The sequence below is a fragment of the Lentimicrobiaceae bacterium genome, assembly GCA_023227965.1.
Taxonomy (GTDB): domain Bacteria; phylum Bacteroidota; class Bacteroidia; order Bacteroidales; family JALOCA01; genus JALOCA01.
The window spans coordinates 1-16,182 of record JALOCA010000053.1; the positions used below are offsets into that span (position 1 = coordinate 1).

The 16,182-nt window shown below is 39.6% G+C and carries 12 protein-coding genes; 2 read left to right on the forward strand and 10 right to left on the reverse strand.

Going from position 1 to position 16,182, the window contains the following annotated elements; all coding sequences use genetic code 11:
- From M0R21_12800 to mtnA, 8 genes are all read right to left on the reverse strand, one after another.
- Positions 1-202, reverse strand: a 202-nt coding sequence (locus M0R21_12800; protein MCK9618700.1) for a hypothetical protein, incomplete at its 3' end; no start/stop codon positions are given.
- Between the two features lie 198 nt (positions 203-400).
- Complete coding sequence (locus M0R21_12805; GenBank protein ID MCK9618701.1) at positions 401-2,029, reverse strand: T9SS type A sorting domain-containing protein; 1,629 nt, start codon at positions 2,027-2,029, stop codon at positions 401-403.
- A 200-nt stretch (positions 2,030-2,229) separates the two neighbouring features.
- Entirely contained in the window at positions 2,230-3,717 is a 1,488-nt protein-coding gene (locus tag M0R21_12810) for a T9SS type A sorting domain-containing protein (protein MCK9618702.1), read from the reverse strand.
- 58 nt (positions 3,718-3,775) lie between these two features.
- The gene (locus M0R21_12815) at positions 3,776-4,738 is read right to left on the reverse strand and encodes a hypothetical protein (protein MCK9618703.1); all 963 of its coding nucleotides are present in this window, start codon (positions 4,736-4,738) and stop codon (positions 3,776-3,778) included.
- A 218-nt stretch (positions 4,739-4,956) separates the two neighbouring features.
- Positions 4,957-5,184, reverse strand: coding sequence for a hypothetical protein (locus M0R21_12820; protein MCK9618704.1), 228 nt, complete (start codon positions 5,182-5,184; stop codon positions 4,957-4,959).
- A 1,536-nt stretch (positions 5,185-6,720) separates the two neighbouring features.
- Positions 6,721-7,284 carry a DNA-3-methyladenine glycosylase I gene (locus M0R21_12825; protein MCK9618705.1) on the reverse strand — a complete coding sequence of 188 codons (564 nt, stop codon included), beginning with the start codon at positions 7,282-7,284 and terminating at the stop codon, positions 6,721-6,723.
- Positions 7,285-7,345: 61 nt separating this feature from the next.
- The gene (locus M0R21_12830; GenBank protein ID MCK9618706.1) at positions 7,346-8,455 is read right to left on the reverse strand and encodes a T9SS type A sorting domain-containing protein; all 1,110 of its coding nucleotides are present in this window, start codon (positions 8,453-8,455) and stop codon (positions 7,346-7,348) included.
- 28 nt (positions 8,456-8,483) lie between these two features.
- Positions 8,484-9,512 (reverse strand): S-methyl-5-thioribose-1-phosphate isomerase, encoded by a 1,029-nt coding sequence (mtnA, locus tag M0R21_12835; protein MCK9618707.1) that lies wholly within the window; start codon positions 9,510-9,512, stop codon positions 8,484-8,486.
- A gap of 295 nt (positions 9,513-9,807) precedes the next feature.
- On the opposite strand from mtnA, the gene M0R21_12840 reads away from it, so the two are divergent.
- Both M0R21_12840 and M0R21_12845 read left to right on the forward strand, forming a co-directional pair.
- Complete coding sequence (locus M0R21_12840; protein ID MCK9618708.1) at positions 9,808-12,576, forward strand: T9SS type A sorting domain-containing protein; 2,769 nt, start codon at positions 9,808-9,810, stop codon at positions 12,574-12,576.
- 183 nt (positions 12,577-12,759) lie between these two features.
- Complete coding sequence (locus M0R21_12845; protein ID MCK9618709.1) at positions 12,760-15,030, forward strand: GH92 family glycosyl hydrolase; 2,271 nt, start codon at positions 12,760-12,762, stop codon at positions 15,028-15,030.
- Positions 15,031-15,211: 181 nt separating this feature from the next.
- On the opposite strand, the gene M0R21_12850 is transcribed toward M0R21_12845, so the two are convergent.
- Positions 15,212-16,012 (reverse strand): radical SAM protein, encoded by an 801-nt coding sequence (locus tag M0R21_12850; GenBank protein ID MCK9618710.1) that lies wholly within the window; start codon positions 16,010-16,012, stop codon positions 15,212-15,214.
- Positions 15,996-16,182: hypothetical protein (locus M0R21_12855; GenBank protein ID MCK9618711.1), on the reverse strand; the 187-nt coding region annotated here is incomplete at its 5' end. The genes M0R21_12855 and M0R21_12850, both read right to left, overlap by 17 nt.

Genomic DNA, 16,182 nt, shown 5'->3' on the forward strand with positions numbered 1-16,182 from the left:
AAGAAAACAATGTTTTTACAAGTTCGCGACATTGTTTATCCATGATTGTGGTGTCCTTACCGGCTTCTATCTTAATATAGCCGTCTATCCAAAAATTTGTATAAGAATAATACCAAACGGCACCCATTGGTGCCCAGGTTTGCGATTGTACTCCTATTGAGCACATCCCACACAAGTAAATAACAAGTAAAAGTTTTTTCATGACTATTGAATTTTAAAAGTTTTTTAAATTTTTATCTTCTTTTGACCCTACCCATCTGGCATTTTCCTGATTTTCAGGGTTACTGCGCCCTCCCCTAATTTTAGGGGAGGGATCGGGAGGGGTCAACTTTTATTGCTTCAGTTTTTCTGATTCTACTCATCCGGCATTCTCCTAATTTTCAAGGGTTGGGCTTTCGAGTTAAAAGGAGTCCGTCTTCATAACCTTCACCGTGGTTTCTGCTCCGGGTTGAATGGACAGTTTAAACACATACATCCCTGCCTGCCAGTTGCTGATGTCTATCTCTTTGGTTTGTGTACCTGCCGGTAGTTTTTCTTCATACACCTGTCTGCCATTTATGTCGTATCCTCTTAGCAGGGATGGATACTGCGAAAGGTTATAGCGTGTGGTGGAAGTTAAAATGTCTCCTTTGTGTTTCTTTACAAGGTATTTTGGAAGGCTAAGGGTTACATTTTCCCTTGCCGGGTTGGGACTGGCAGGCATGTTTGTTTCTTCTGTGATGTTTACCGGGTCTTTGATGCCTACCATGATGCTGTCGCAGTCTAACTGTATTACACCGGAGGTTATACCTCCCGGGCACAGCGAGTCATACACCCGTGGCTGGGTATAAAGGCTGTCGTACTCTAAATCCTGGTTTAGTTTCCACAGGTAGCTTTTTTCATTCACTCCGTATTCTCCCCCGACAGAGACTACTACTATCTTATTATCTCTCGTATTTATTACACTTGAAGGTGCCCAAATTTCATTATTTACAAGCAATTTTGTAGAAAGTACATTGCCGAGGGTGTCTAATTTATAAAGTCCTTCCCAGGGTACAGAATCGTTTAGTGCTTCATCAAGATAATCTACCCCTACCAACAGGGTAGAATCCGGCAACCAGGTAATGGCACATGCCCCCCCCCATATTGTTGAATCAGGAATATTTTTATATCGCACTTCATTACCCGAAGGTGAAGTGGTTATCATAGTAGGGCACCAGTATAAATTAGAGGTAAAAGCATCATAATAATTTAAGCCGGGGCTATAGATATTGCCTCTTTTACTCACGGCAGATTGCGAAACGCCTGCACTAAAATCTTCCTCTACTCCCCATGCTTTTTCCCGTATCTCATTACCTTCATGATCTGTTTTTACAAAGAATGGATGCAGGTATTTAGGATCTAAAGTTCCCGGCCGTGGATGGCCGCATTCCCCGGATAATATATAATCTCCGTTTTCCATCATTTTTAAATCGTATGGGCGTTCTGCCCAAATTGTTGTGTTTACAGCATAGGATTGTTCCCATAATATTTCGCCCTGCTCATCTAAACGTACTAAGCTTGCAGAAGTTTGATAATTTTGGTACCCCCAATCCTGTGCCGCAACAATATACCCACCTTCTGGTAAGGGTATTATATCCCATGGAGAATCCGGATCATTTCCTACATAATAAGCTTTGCACCACTCTTTTTCTCCGCAGGCATTTAGCTTTGCTACAAAAACATCCATATCATCACCTAATGCCTGCCCGCACATAATTAATCCGCCGTCTGCAGTCTGTGCGTATGAAGTAATACCAACTTCGAAATTATTATTACCATCTACTACTTTGCTCCATAAAACATTTCCGTTGATGTCTGTTTTCATCAGCCAGCTTGCAGAATGCCCCGAATAATTGCATATTCCTCGCATTAAATAGCCTTTATCATAGGTTTCTATGATTTCTTCCACTATTTGTTGTGAAAATTCAGAATATGTTTTGGGCCAGTTTTGGGCATAGGTATTTACAGTAAGAGCAAAAAAGAGAAAGAGAAGGCTGAGTTTTTTCATGGTGGTTTTGTTTTTGGACCCTACTTAGCCCTCCCCTGAATCAGGGGAGGGTTGGGGAGGGGTCTTTTAGTTAATTGTTAATAACGAGTTTTTGTTTGCCTATGGTTTTACCGTTTTTGCGGATTGTACCGATTGTACGGATTGATAAGATTGAATGTTATTCATAGCTTTTTATTTTTTTATTGCTCCAGACTCTAAACTCACTGCTGCTTCACCCATTTTCCGCTATCTTTTACTTCTCCTTTCTGCATTACCCGGTAAAAATACATGCCTGGATTTAGTGCAGATGTATTTATTGTAGTGGTTTCGTTAATGTTTTGTTGTATTACCAACCTGCCGTTGGCATCGTACATCTCTAATGTTGCATTTTTTAATGTGGTTTGGATGTACAAGGTATTGATACCGGGGTTGGGATAAAGAAGAGCTTCCTTAACCTTCCAGCTTGCATTTTCCGGAACATCCGTTACCATACCATCTTCGTTTACTTTTAATGCAAATGCATCCCATTTATGTTCTGGCACAGTGTAATTGTATCTTAAACCCGTAATAAATGCACCTCCATCCAATGTTGGTATGATGTCGTATGGATGATAGTAAGCATCTCCTCCATAAAAATGAGTATTGATAACATTTAACTCCATATCGGTTTTCGTTATTTGTATCCATGTGGGCTCGTCTTGCCAGGGAGCTTGGCTTGGGTTGAAATTATAGCAACCAGTTATAAATATATTGTTCCTGTTAGTAATGATATTTTCTCCTGCCCCTGAAAACAATATGGTGTCGGGGTTATTCATATATTCCAATCCTTTTATGGTATCATTATTATTCATCCAGTAAACCATTATGTGCTGATATAAAGAGATACTTCCACCTGAAACCGTTCCTGCAATTAAATATGAGGTATCGTTATATCTTGTTGTTCCAATATTGGAAAGAAATCTATTAGGAGCAGTTGCATAATTAAGAATTTGTAGATTTGTATCTAATTGCATTATTTTTATTGACCCCCTATCTTGTTTATTAGGAATAATGCCATAGTAGAAAACATTTAATTTATTATCAATATGATTGTATATCAAATCGCATGGAAAATAACCACCTACTCCGTTATAGTAAGCCACCATAGAATTAAGACTATCATAGGGTAGTTTTAATTTAAAAACAGATAAACCAACACCTTCAAAAGGGCTGGTTGAATACCCGCTTAATATATATATTATGCTATCACTTGCTATTTCTATTTTTTCGGGACCAAATCGTTCATTTACATCTGCAGGGAACTCTTTTTTTGAAACTATTTCCAAGTCATCATTTATATAATAGAGAATTACTTTATTATACATATTATCTCCCGAGATAGAATCTTCAGTTCCAACTACAAGAAATGTATCATTGTAATTTAGAGTTTTTTGAATTAGACAAAAAATGGAAGTTACATCTGGTTTATCATTAATCCATTCCTTGGTTTTAATACCTTCCGGGGATATTTTAAAAGCATATCCCTTTTCATTGTCTAAAGATGAAGATTTATCTATTTTACCGGTTAGGATAAATCCTCCGGCAGATGTTTCTATGGCATTATAGGCTACGTTATGTGGTTCAATGTCGTAAACTTTAAAAAAGGTATTTTGTCCGTAAACAAAAGTGTAATTGATTGAAAGTATCAGTAAAAGAAATATGTTTTTCATTTGCAGCTATATTTAAAAAAGGAGCAAACCTGTAAAAACAGGTTTGCTCAAAACTTAATTAATCGGGAAGACTTGTTATTGGTGTGGCATAGTATAATTCATAATAATATCTTCTAATCCAGTACGAAATACCGAGAAAACAATCATCATAAACGTAAATACTTTTAAATGATTTATTTGAAGGTTTATTATAATTTTTAATATAATCAAATTTGCTTAAATAATAATTTAGCTCATTATAATCTAAACAAGGTTCTTCTGTAGGCTCTTCTCCGATTCCACTTGTTTCAAAAATCATATAGTCGCCATATTGGTTATTAATATCTGGATATTGAATTGGATCTGCCTCAATCATTACAACGTCTGAGTTCCACCCATATACTATTGGTGCCATTATTGGGTTATTAAATTTTTGTTGTAGTTTATCTGCTGCATCCGTGCCTATATTCTGACCTATATAAGCCCCACATTTTCCAAGATTCCATCCCCAGTACCAGAAATCTGTTACACCAAATAATGTATAATTGATGGAGCCGTTTACGCCTGTTGAAAATGTCATAACCATGGTTATCGTTCCATCTTTCAATATAGAACCCAAAACCGAAATATCTACCAAATCAACTCCATAAGTAGTATCCAATAATGCCATTTCATTTTCAATGAAAGCTTCGTAAGCATCGTAAACCGATGATATCTGAATCATTGACATACTATTATTATTATTGGTAGGTAATTGCAATGTATCTTTCTTAAAAATAAGATTCTTAAAATTATGATAGTTGTTTGCTTTATCATAATTTAAAAGACCTTCCATGTACCATACCGCACTATCCACTGTCATGGTTTCGCCGGTTTTAAGGTTTGAGTTCAACTTTTGTTTGAAAGCCAGTATCTGCCGTTCAACTTTGCGGTCAGTGGCACTTTGCCTGGTTTCTGTGTTGTTTCCTTCTTTAGTGCAGCTTGCAATTACTAATCCGAGCAATGCAATGCTAATTAGCGTTAATTTAATTAATTGTTTCATATTTTACTAAATTTGCGCCTTATTCCGGCTTTCGGGGAGGGGCTGCTTTGTGCTGGTCAGCTTTTGGGCAGCTTTCTCCCTTTGTTGCCGGATTATGGCAGGTTGTTAATTTATTTAATTATATAATACAAACGTCTAACTTCCTGAATGCGGCAGGGGATAAAGTAGTTTTATGTCCTCCTTTCCCGGTTTCTTTATCCGCACATCCGCCCTGGTTTTTATTGTTGAACGTTTTTGTTTTTATCCATGATTGTATGTAGTGTATCTAAAACCCATTGGGTATAGTAAAATGTTATTTCGAACGCAATCGAAAAATAAATAAAATACAAATTTGTAACGGTCTCAGAATAAGAAATTATTCCCGGTAAGGGCAATACGATATTTATCTGTCTTATTCCGGCAGGATGATTTTCAATCTGTAGTATTGCTGCGATGTTTGGTTTCATATTTTTTAAGGAGTTTTTTTCTCCTTTAATGTCTTTATCAGTTTGTTTTTTACATCTGATATTCCATTTTCCCTTTCTTCCTTTTTCGGGGGTAGCTGCAGCAATAAAATTTATGGGGCTAATGTATAAAAGATTTTTTTTATGTTATACATGTATTATTAATTTTTTTTTAATTAATCATCAATGATTATCTGATATCTTACCTGAACAAATTTATTAATAAAAAATTTTTAGTGCTTCTTTGCAAGGAACTCAGCGATTCTTTGCGGTTTAAATCTTTTTTTATCGCAGAGCCAGTATCCGTTTTCCTTAGCAATCCCCTTTGTGCTTCTTGCGCCCTTTGTGGTTTATAAAAAAGGTTTTGGTAACTGCCCCAGGTATTCTGGTAAGTCTACTGGGGGTTCTGGTAAGAGTCCCGGTAGTTTTGGTAAGGGCACCAGGGGTTTTGGTAAGTCTACTGGCGGTTCTGGTAAGAGTCCCCGGTAGTTTTGGTAACTGCCCCCGGTATTCTGGTAAAGCTACTGGCGGTTTTGGTAAGGGACCCAGGGGTTTTGGTATTTTCTTCCGCGTCATTCGTGTTCTATTACAAAAGACTGTGCAGACTGTGCGGATTGTACAGATTGATAAGATTGAATGTTATTCATGACTTTTTATTGCTTTAATTTTTTCTGACCCTACCCAACCGGCATTCTCCTGATATTCAGGGTTACTGCGCCCTCCCCTGATTTTAGGGGAGGGATCGGGCGGGGTCAACTTTTATTGCTTCAGTTTTTCTGATTCTACCCATCCGGCGTTCTCCTGAATTTCAGGGTTACTATGCCCTTCCCTGATTTTAGGGGAGGGCTCGGGCGGGGTCAACTTTTATTGCTTTATTTTTTCTGACCCTACCCAACCGGCATTCTCCTGATATTCAGGGTTACTGCGCCCTCCCCTGATTTTAGGGGAGGGATCGGAGAGGGGTCAACTTTTATTGCTTCAGTTTTTCTGGTTCTACTCATCCGGCATTCTCCTGATATTCAGGGTTACTGTGCCCTCCCCTAATTTTAGGGGAGGGATCGGGCGGGGTCAAATTGTCTCACCCTGAAATAGGCATATAAAAAAGGTTTTGGTAAGGTTGCTAAGAGGTATAGATTTTCATAATCCGTCTCAATCCGTCGCATCCGCATCATTCGTGTTCTATTAAAACAAACAGCATCATGGCTTCCGCATAAGGGAGATTGGGTAAAGACAAACAGCATCATGGCTTCCGCATAAGGGAAACCGGATAAAGACAAACAGCATCATGGCTTCCGCATAAGAGAAACCGGGCAAAGGCAAACAGCATCATGGTTTCCGCATAAGGGAAACCGGGTAAAGACAAACAGCGTCATGGCTTCTGCATAAGGGAAACCGGGTAAAGGCAGACAGCATCATGGTTTCTGCATAAGGGAAACCGGGTAAAGGCAAGCAGCGTCATACAGTTGATGCCTGAATAGCATTGACAAAAACCAGCAACGGAATTACTGGTTATCGCCATAAAATGTATCAATAATAATACTACCGCCCTACTTCCTCGTACCGGAAACAGTTTGCAAGATGGTCGTTTACTATGCCGGCTGCCTGCATAAAGGCATAGCAAATGGTGGTTCCCACGAAACGAAACCCACGTTTTTTTAAATCTTTGCTCATCGCATCCGATTCAAGGGTAGAAACAGGGACATCTTTCATCCTTTTCCAATAGTTCATAATAGTTTTATACCCGGTAAACTGCCAGATATAATGGTCGAAGCTGCCAAATTCCTTTTGTATCTCAAGAAAATGACGGGCGTTTTCCACAGTTGCGTATACCTTTAAGCGGTTACGGATGATGCCGGTATCGCTGAGTAGTTCCTGAATTCTTTCTTCATCATAGGCGACAATTTTTTTTACGTCAAAATTGTCAAATGCCTTGCGAAAACCTTCACGGCGATGTAAGATGGTTTTCCAGCTTAATCCTGCCTGAAAGGCGTCAAGCACCATAAATTCAAACAATTTGCGGTCGTCGTGAACGGGAACACCCCATTCGGTATCGTGATATTTTATCATCAGCGGGTCGTTAGAGTGCCAAGGACAAGTGTTCATTGTATTGTAGATTTAAGGTTTTAGATTGCATATTTTTGTATGATCCGGAAATAAAACGGATTTAGCGTAGCAATAATATTTTATTAGTCTGCTTTGCATTAGGCGTGGTTAATACCAGATAATAGATGCCTTCGGGCAGATTTCCGGTATCCCATTTTATCGTATGCATGCCTTGATTTTGAAATCCGCTCAGGAGGGTTTTTGTAATGTGTCCCCAGGGTGAAATAAGCTGTAACAGTATATTTCCGCCCGACAGAAGGGAGAACTGTGTGAATGTTGCACCCGAAGACGGGTTAGGATACGTGGTAATATTTATTGTCGTAACATGATCAGGGTTGATTACCGAATGAGGAGATAGCGGAGGGCAGCCTGCTTCAACCCAAGCCGTGTAGATAAGTTCGGTTAAAGCATGGGAAGCATTATTAAATAATAATACCGTGAAATGTTTGGTGGCATTCCACAAAGCTTGTTTGTAAGCCGTCGAATGTGTGCTTCCACCTACCGACTGTGCATAATCGTCCGCCATAAGAACGGAATCCACGTAAGAATAATTAAAATATAAATAATCGAAAATATATTGGTTTACATCGGGAATAACGGAAATTATATCTCCCGAATAATTGATTTCATTAATATGGTTACCAATCATGGTTGATTCGTAGCGCGAGTGTATTCCGTAGTTTCCTGTAATTTGCCCGTTATAATTTGTTGTAATATGCAAGGGCATATGCCCGTCGCCAACATAATGCCCCAGGTCGGAGGCAAACAGTACTGCTTTTTCCATATCGTTACGCAGAAAACAGTTTTTTAACGAATCGAAAGTAGCTACAGTTGCCCAGGGCAAAATTCCGATGTCGTAAACAAAATTACTTCCATATAAAGCAATTACCGAATCGAGAGTTTGCGGAATTCTTCCAGTTGCAACAAACTCGTTGTAACTGTCAATATCAATATAGTGTTTGGATGCCTCTGTAGGGTCGGTTTCTTTGCGGTAATCGGCATCCGAGGAATGGTTTGCCAGTATGCTTGTCCATGCCGAAAACTGTGCCATTTGTGCATTGTACGACAAAGAACAATCAGTACTTATTTTACTATGCCCCGTGGAACCCCAGCTTGTTAAAAGCAGGGAAGCAACAAATAATAACAGCAGGTGTAAAAAAGGTTTTTTCATTTAATAATCCATTTAATCTATTAGCAAATTAGCACATTAATAATTTATCGAAAACACCGTTTTCAGTAATAAAGCCAGTAATATATTTTGCCGGGGTAACGTCGAAAGCAGGGTTAAGGGCGTGCGAACCGGGATTGCAAACCCTAATTTCTTCGTGCCTTCCTTCCCTGGTGATACCATGCTGGTAAAGCACCTCTTCTTCGTTTCTTTCTTCTATCACGATGTCTTTTCCGCTTTGGCAACTCCTGTCGAAGGTAGAGGAAGGAGCCGCCACATAAAACGGTATTCCCAACTCCCGGGCGATAATTGCTTTTTCAAAAGTACCAATTTTATTGACTACATCGCCGTTAGCGGCAATGCGGTCGGCACCAGTAATTACCATGTCCACCTTACTCCGGCTCATCAGCCATGCACCGGCATTGTCGGGCACTATGGCATGGGGAACTCCTTCGTTGTACAGTTCCCAGGCAGTGAGCCGTGCCCCCTGACTGCGAGGGCGGGTTTCGTCGGCATACACAAAAATATTTTTCCCCTCCCGGTTGGCAAGATAAACCGGTGCCAGGGCACTTCCGTAATCCACAAAAGCCAGCCACCCGGCATTGCAATGGGTAAGGATACGGAAACCGTGTTTTATCAAAGCATTTCCATATTCCGCTATTTTAAAAGCATCCTGGATGTTTTCTTCTGCTAATGCCTGTGCCTGCTCAACGGCAGCTTTTGCCCCGGATTGTATTCCTGCCCGAAACACTTTTTCGGTAGCATAAAACAGGTTACGTGCGGTAGGACGGGTTGCATCAATGTCTTTTCTGGCATTTTCCACGAATGGCAAAAATCCGTCAGCCGAAGTCTGCAAAAAAGCCTGCGCCATAGCAAAACCGGCAGCAGCACCTATGGCTCCCGCACCTCTTACCGTCATCACCCGTATAGCATGACAGGTTTCTAAATAGTTTTTCGTTTCTACAATTTGAAATTCAAAAGGGAGGAGGTTTTGTTCGATCATAAAAACCGAAGAACCTTCCATACGGATGGTGCGGTAATGTGTACCATTGACGTTCATACAAAAATTGATGAAAGGCAAAGATAATAAAAAAGAGTTGCTCGCAAGGAACAACCTTTTTAAAATCAAGGAACACTTTTTTATCACGAAAAAATATCAACTTAGGTGAAAGAGAGCGAAAAGTCTTTAAGTTTAAAATTTATAGAAATTAGTGGTAATTTTGTGATGTTACTTAAATTTAAGTAAAAACTTCTGTTCCTTTAAATCAGGTACCCTCCGGATTGAAGGTTTACCTACCGGCAGGCAAAAATTAAAGGAATGGAAAATAAGTGTTTACCAAATAAATGAATTACGAATGAAAAGAATAATTTTTGTTGTGAGCATATTATTAATTAGTGTGTTTGCATCTCTTAAAAGCTTTTCCCAGACAGACGCCAATGCATATTGGAACAGGGATATTTGGGGAAATAACGACAATTTTTATCAAATCAGAGATGAGGCAAATGCTTATTTCCAAAACCATCCTGAATTAGATACCATAAGGGGTACTGGCCGTAAGGATTTCATGCGATGGGAAACTTTCTGGAGCAACAGGATTTTCAAAGTTAATTGTAAAAAACCAGGTAGTTTTAGTTATGCAAACACTGCTTTAATTGATTTTTTAAACACAAAATCGCAATATTTTTCTGATCAAACACAAAATAATTCAAACTGGACACCTTTAGGCCCGGATTATATGCCAACTCAAAATCTTGGAATCATAGGTTGTATAAAAGTTGATCCCAATGATAACACATTAAATACAATTTATGCAGGAACAAATGCTTCAGGGCTATGGAAAACAGTTGATGGAGGCTTTCATTGGAGCAACATTACTGATAACATCGGGATGCCGGGGCTTGGGGTGCAAGATGTTGTTATTGATCCTGCTAACAGTAATAAAATGTATATTGCTACCGGTGTTACTACCTATGGAAAGAATGGTTATGGGATTGGAGTGTATAAAACTATTGATGGAGGTAATACATGGAGCAGTACATCGCTTGTTGCTACACCAAATGAATACAAAACCGCTTATAAATTATTGATAGACCCCACAAATACAAACAGGCAATATGCTCTTGTTAAAGATAAGGTATATCGGACAGAAGATGCATGGGTAACAAATTCATTAATCTTTGATTTACTAACAAATCCGTCTCCATATAGGCGTAAATTGTTAAGAGATATTGAAATGAAACCAAATGATAACAATACGCTTTATATTGCCAGCGATGGATTTGGAACTTATACTTCTGAGGTTTGGTTAACATCCAATGCAACATCCCAGGGACAGGTAATATGGGAACGACAAGATCAAAAATGGGGCTCTCCTATTGTAGAAAGGTATGAACTTGCTGTATTCCAAAGTCAGGAAGATAATGTATATTTAACGTATCGTGATAGCGTTAATATTAAAATATTAAAGTCTGGTAATTCCGGGGCAACGTGGAATTCTGTTTATAATCATACCTGTGGCAACAGTTATGGTGGCGATTTTGGAGGAACCGGCTATTGGCGGCTTCAACTTGTTGTATCACCAACAAATCCTGATATTTTATATATTGGTGGCTTTGAAATAGATAAAGTTGATCTTTCGACAGGAAAAAATGAACATTTTACTTATAACACACCTCTTCACAATAACCATTATCATGTGGATACGCGGGCATTATTTTATATACATGATAACATCAATGATGTTAATGTTTTATTTTCAGGAAATGATGGCGGTGTTTCCAAGAAAACAGATGGTAATTCATTCGAAAATATTAATGGTCATGGATTAAATATTAGTCAGTTTTATGGAATGGGAAATTCAGAAACAAACGAGTCTTTTATTATTGGCGGAACTCAGGATAATGGAATTGTTAAACGTTTTGATAATAAATGGGATAATTATGTTGCTGGCGATGCTTACAGGGTTTTGATAGATTATCAAAATCCATTAGTAATGTATGCTACTTCAAACGGCGGTTCAAAGTATGCTACTTCCACTGGCGGCTCAAATTATATTCGTAAAACAACAGATGGTGGTGATACCTGGCAATATACACACACACCACCCGGAGTTGCCCGTTGCGACCGCCCGTTCTTAATGCATCCTACAGACGCAAATACTATTTATGTTGCTCATCATGATGTTTTTAAAACAACAAATGGAGGACAAACATGGCAGAATATTTCAAACTTCAGCTCTTTACCGGATCCTCCTGATCAAAACACAAGACTTGTAGCATTAGCAGTCTCTTCTTCTGATCCCAATATTATCATCGCTGCATTTGAAGAGCCTACGTGGGAGGACATCAGGAAATATAAGCTGTATCAAACCACAAATGGTGGAAGCTCCTGGCAGGATATTACAAGCGGGTTAAATAATGTAATCAGATGGGTACCTATTTCAGATGTTGTTATTTCTGATTACAACCCGAACAAAATCTGGATAAGTTTTGGTGGCTTCTGGGATGCAAATACCAACCGTGTTTTATTATCTGATGATGGTGGAAGTAGTTGGATAGATTATTCTTCAGGATTGCCAAATTTACCAGTCAATTGTATAAAATACTATAAAGGAAGCGATCTGGATGAAATATTTATTGGAAATGATGTAGGTGTTTTTTATAGAAATAATCAATTAAATCAATGGATAGGGTATAATAATAATTTGCCGGTATCCATTGTGTCTGATATAGAAATTAACTATAATTCAGAAACAATAAGGGCTGCCACATTTGGCAGAGGAATCTGGGAATCACCATTACCTTGCAAAAATGACAATGCGATAGCAAAACACCGTGAAACCGGGATTGCATCCTACTGCGATTACATTACGGAGATAAAAGATAATAAAAAAGACGACATTGCAATAATATCACCCAATCCTGGTACCAACGTTTTATACATCCAAACCGCATTAAAAGATGCACAGTTAGAGATGAGTGATGCCACCGGAAGATTGATAATACAACAAAACATCAACGGAATCACCACCATAAACATCTCCATACTGCATCCGGGCATGTATTTTTACCGGATAATGCAGAATGGAGAGATAAAAAAGAACGGGAAATGGGTAAAAGAATAACCTCTGCCGTAATCCATTCCGGATACCATTCCAAAAATCCAGACGGGTATGCAGCAGCAAACCCGATAACAATATCCGGATTAAAGTTCTTTCGGTATTACATTTTACAATTGAAAGATAAACCATAATATTGCAGTTCATATCTTCGGGGAAATGATAAGTATTAATTTTTAAAACAAAGTAATGTTTTACAAAAGATTTTTAACCCTTGCCGGGATATTGTTTTCCGGATTGCTGTTTTCGCAGCCTCTGTTGCCAACAGAAAACCTGTCGTCGTATGTTAATCCTTTTGTAGGAACTCAGGGCGATGGCAATACCTACCCTGGCGCAGTAGCACCTTTTGGTTTCGTACAACTAAGCCCGGACACCGAGAAAAAGGATTGGGGAGCTGCTGCCGGGTACGAATATTCCGACAGTACCATGTACGGCTTCAGCATGACGCATTTTAACGGAACCGGCATCCCCGATTTGGGAGATTTCCTGTTTGTACCTTCGCTGGGAAAAATCAAATATTATCCTGCCCGTAAGCAAAATCCCGATTCCGGCTATATCATCCGTTTTTCGCACAGCAACGAAACTGCTTCACCGGGTTATTATTCCGTTTTCCTGCCGAAAGATAATATTAAGGTAGAACTTGCCGCTACCGAAAGGGCAGGTATCCTCAAGTTTACTTTTCCGAAGTCGGATAGTGCCAATGTGATGATGGACCTGAACCATGTGCTGCAATGGGAAGTAGTGTGGTCGGATGTACGTTTCGAAAACAATCAGTTGGTTACCGGAATGCATCAGGTAAAGGGATGGGCAAAGGAACGCCACCTGTTTTTTGCCGCAAGGTATTCTAAAGCCTATGATGAATGTGGTATTTACAACGATGGGAAAAAGGTAATTTATGATACTTACCGCTTCCGCAGCCGTTATGAATGTGTAGGAAAGAAATTGCAGTATTTTACATCTTACAAAACAAAGGAACAGGAGGTGATCATGGTGAAAGTGGGCATTTCGGCGGTAAGCACCGAAGAAGCCCTGAAGAACCTGGATACGGAAATTCCTGGCTGGGATTTTGAAAAAGTAGTTTCGGATACCCGTAACAAATGGAATAAAGAACTGCAAAAGATTACCATAGAAGGAACACAACAGGAAAAAGAAATCTTTTACACTTCGATGTACCACGCTTTTCTTACGCCAACTCTTTATGAAGATGCGGATAGCAGTTACCGTGGCTTCGACCACAATATTCATAAAGCGGAAGGCTTTACCAACTACACCGTTTTCTCCCTTTGGGATACCTACCGGGCTGCCCACCCATTATTTAACCTTGTACAGGCAGAACGGAATAACGATATGATAAAATCCATGCTGGCGCATTACAACCAGAGCGTGGATCACCTGTTGCCGGAATGGTCGTTTCACAATAACGAAACATGGTGTATGATAGGCTATCACTCGGTATCGGTAATTGCTGATGCTTACCTGAAAGGACTTCGTGGCTTTGATTATAAAAAAGCTTATGAAGCAATGAAAACCACTGCCATGAACCCGGATTATGATAATGTGCTTACTTATTCAAAACTGGGCTATGTTCCCTGCGATCTGGAAAACGAAAGTGTATCTAAAACGCTTGAATATGCTTACGACGACTATGCCATTGCCTGTATGGCAAAAGATTTGGGCTACAGCAAGGATTATCATTATTTTATGAAACGTTCGCAGTCGTACCGCAATATTTTTGATCCTTCTACCGGTTTTATGCGTGGAAAAGATTCCAAGGGAAACTGGCGTGTTCCCTTCAAGGCTGATGACTATGAAGGTTCGCGCGATTTTACCGAAGCTACCAGCTGGCAATACACTTGGTATGTTCCCCAAGATATAAAAGGGCTGATCGCATTGATGGGTGGCAGTAAAAATTTTACACAGAAATTAGATTCCCTGTTTGATCTGTATCCTCAGGAAGAGCAAAAAGGTACTGAGGATATTCATGGAATAATTGGCCAATACTGGCATGGCAACGAGCCCAGCCACCACATCGCCTTTTTATACGACTATGCCGGACAACCATGGAAAACCCAACAACGTATTCACCAGATCATGAAAACGCAATACGGCAACCAACCCAATTCCCTTTGCGGCAACGACGACTGCGGGCAAATGTCGGCTTGGTATATTTTTAATGCACTTGGATTTTATCCGGTTTGTCCGGTGGACGATTTCTATGCCATCGGAAGCCCATGCGTGAAAAATGTAACCGTACATCTATCGAATGGAAAAACATTGGAAATGAAAGCCAACAACCTTTCCGACAAGAATATTTACATCCAAAAGATGTTTCTTAACGGGAAAAAATGGGACAAAGCCTTTTTGCCTTTCGGCGAAATTAAAAACGGCGGAACCATTGTTTATGAAATGGGAAGCAAGCCTAATAAAAAATGGGGAACAGCAGAGAAGGTTTTGCCATAATACAGGGCTAATAGCGTTGGGAGCAGATACTAAGACTGAATTTCGCGCAAAGTCGCCAAAAGTCAGGAAAATATAGGAGGTGCTGCGCCGGATAATGTACGGTTTGGACTATTTTTAATGGGAATAGTAATATTGGGAACCCATTTGATTATCACCGTTTATATAAAAACCCGGAAGTAAATTAACCTCCGATATTATAAAAATTTCCGTTTGTATTTTGTGTTCCACATTGCGGTTTTCCGTTTATAGCTTCGCTGATTGCATTTTTTGCTCCTAATATTCTTATGCTAAACCCCATATCATTAAAAAGACAAGGTTTAATATATCCGTTAGCCGTTAAACGCAGGCGGTTGCAATTTTCACAATCACCACCAGTGCCTCCGTGAACGATAGAAAATTTCCCCTTTTTCAAATCCATACGGGTAATAAATCGTACCTGCAATCCTTTTTCTCTGCAAAAAGCGCTCACCTGAAGGGCATTCTCTTCAAAGGGCGATTCTTTTACCACACAATTTATTTTTACGGGTAAAAGTCCTGCTTTTACTGCTGCATCAATTCCCTGCATCACCTTTTCTAATTCACCTCCGCGGGTTATCCGGTTGTATTCAAACGGGTCGAGGGTATCAAGGCTGATGTTTACCCTGTTCAGCCCGGCTTTGGCAAGAGGCTGGGCAAATTCTCTCAACAAGATGCCGTTGGTAGTCAGCGAAAGATCAAGTATTTCGGGGATTTTCCTGAGCAGATGTACCAGGTTTATCACTCCTTTTCTTACCAATGGTTCGCCGCCGGTAATTCGTATCTTATTAATACCGAAAGTAGTGGCAACTCTTGCTATTTCTGCAATTTCTTCCAATGAAAGGATATCATCATGCCGTAAAAGGGGTACTCCTTCTTCGGGCATGCAATACCGGCAACGCAGGTTGCAGCGGTCGGTGATGGAAATGCGTAAATAATTAATTTTACGGTTATATTTGTCGTACATACACCAGCGTTCCTTGTTCAACTATTGTTTCACCTATAGGAATGGAAATGATGCCAAAGGCTTTTGTTAAGGCTGCTATGTGGGCAGAGCCATGGTATTCAACCGGCAAAACACTGCCTTCGGGTGTAATTTCCACCGGGATGAATGTTTTTCGTTGCGACTTTTTTCTA

Excerpts from the sequence above, each read along its gene's own strand:
- mtnA (MCK9618707.1), bottom strand. The coding sequence starts at position 9,512 with ATGAACGTCAATGGTACACATTACCGCACCATCCGTATGGAAGGTTCT.
- M0R21_12815 (MCK9618703.1), bottom strand. The coding sequence starts at position 4,738 with ATGAAACAATTAATTAAATTAACGCTAATTAGCATTGCATTGCTCGGA.
- M0R21_12845 (MCK9618709.1), top strand. The coding sequence starts at position 12,760 with ATGTTTTACAAAAGATTTTTAACCCTTGCCGGGATATTGTTTTCCGGA.
- M0R21_12820 (MCK9618704.1), bottom strand. The coding sequence starts at position 5,184 with ATGAAACCAAACATCGCAGCAATACTACAGATTGAAAATCATCCTGCC.
- M0R21_12840 (MCK9618708.1), top strand. The coding sequence starts at position 9,808 with ATGAAAAGAATAATTTTTGTTGTGAGCATATTATTAATTAGTGTGTTT.
- M0R21_12805 (MCK9618701.1), bottom strand. The coding sequence starts at position 2,029 with ATGAAAAAACTCAGCCTTCTCTTTCTCTTTTTTGCTCTTACTGTAAAT.
- M0R21_12810 (MCK9618702.1), bottom strand. The coding sequence starts at position 3,717 with ATGAAAAACATATTTCTTTTACTGATACTTTCAATCAATTACACTTTT.
- M0R21_12830 (MCK9618706.1), bottom strand. The coding sequence starts at position 8,455 with ATGAAAAAACCTTTTTTACACCTGCTGTTATTATTTGTTGCTTCCCTG.
- M0R21_12825 (MCK9618705.1), bottom strand. The coding sequence starts at position 7,284 with ATGAACACTTGTCCTTGGCACTCTAACGACCCGCTGATGATAAAATAT.
- M0R21_12850 (MCK9618710.1), bottom strand. The coding sequence starts at position 16,012 with ATGTACGACAAATATAACCGTAAAATTAATTATTTACGCATTTCCATC.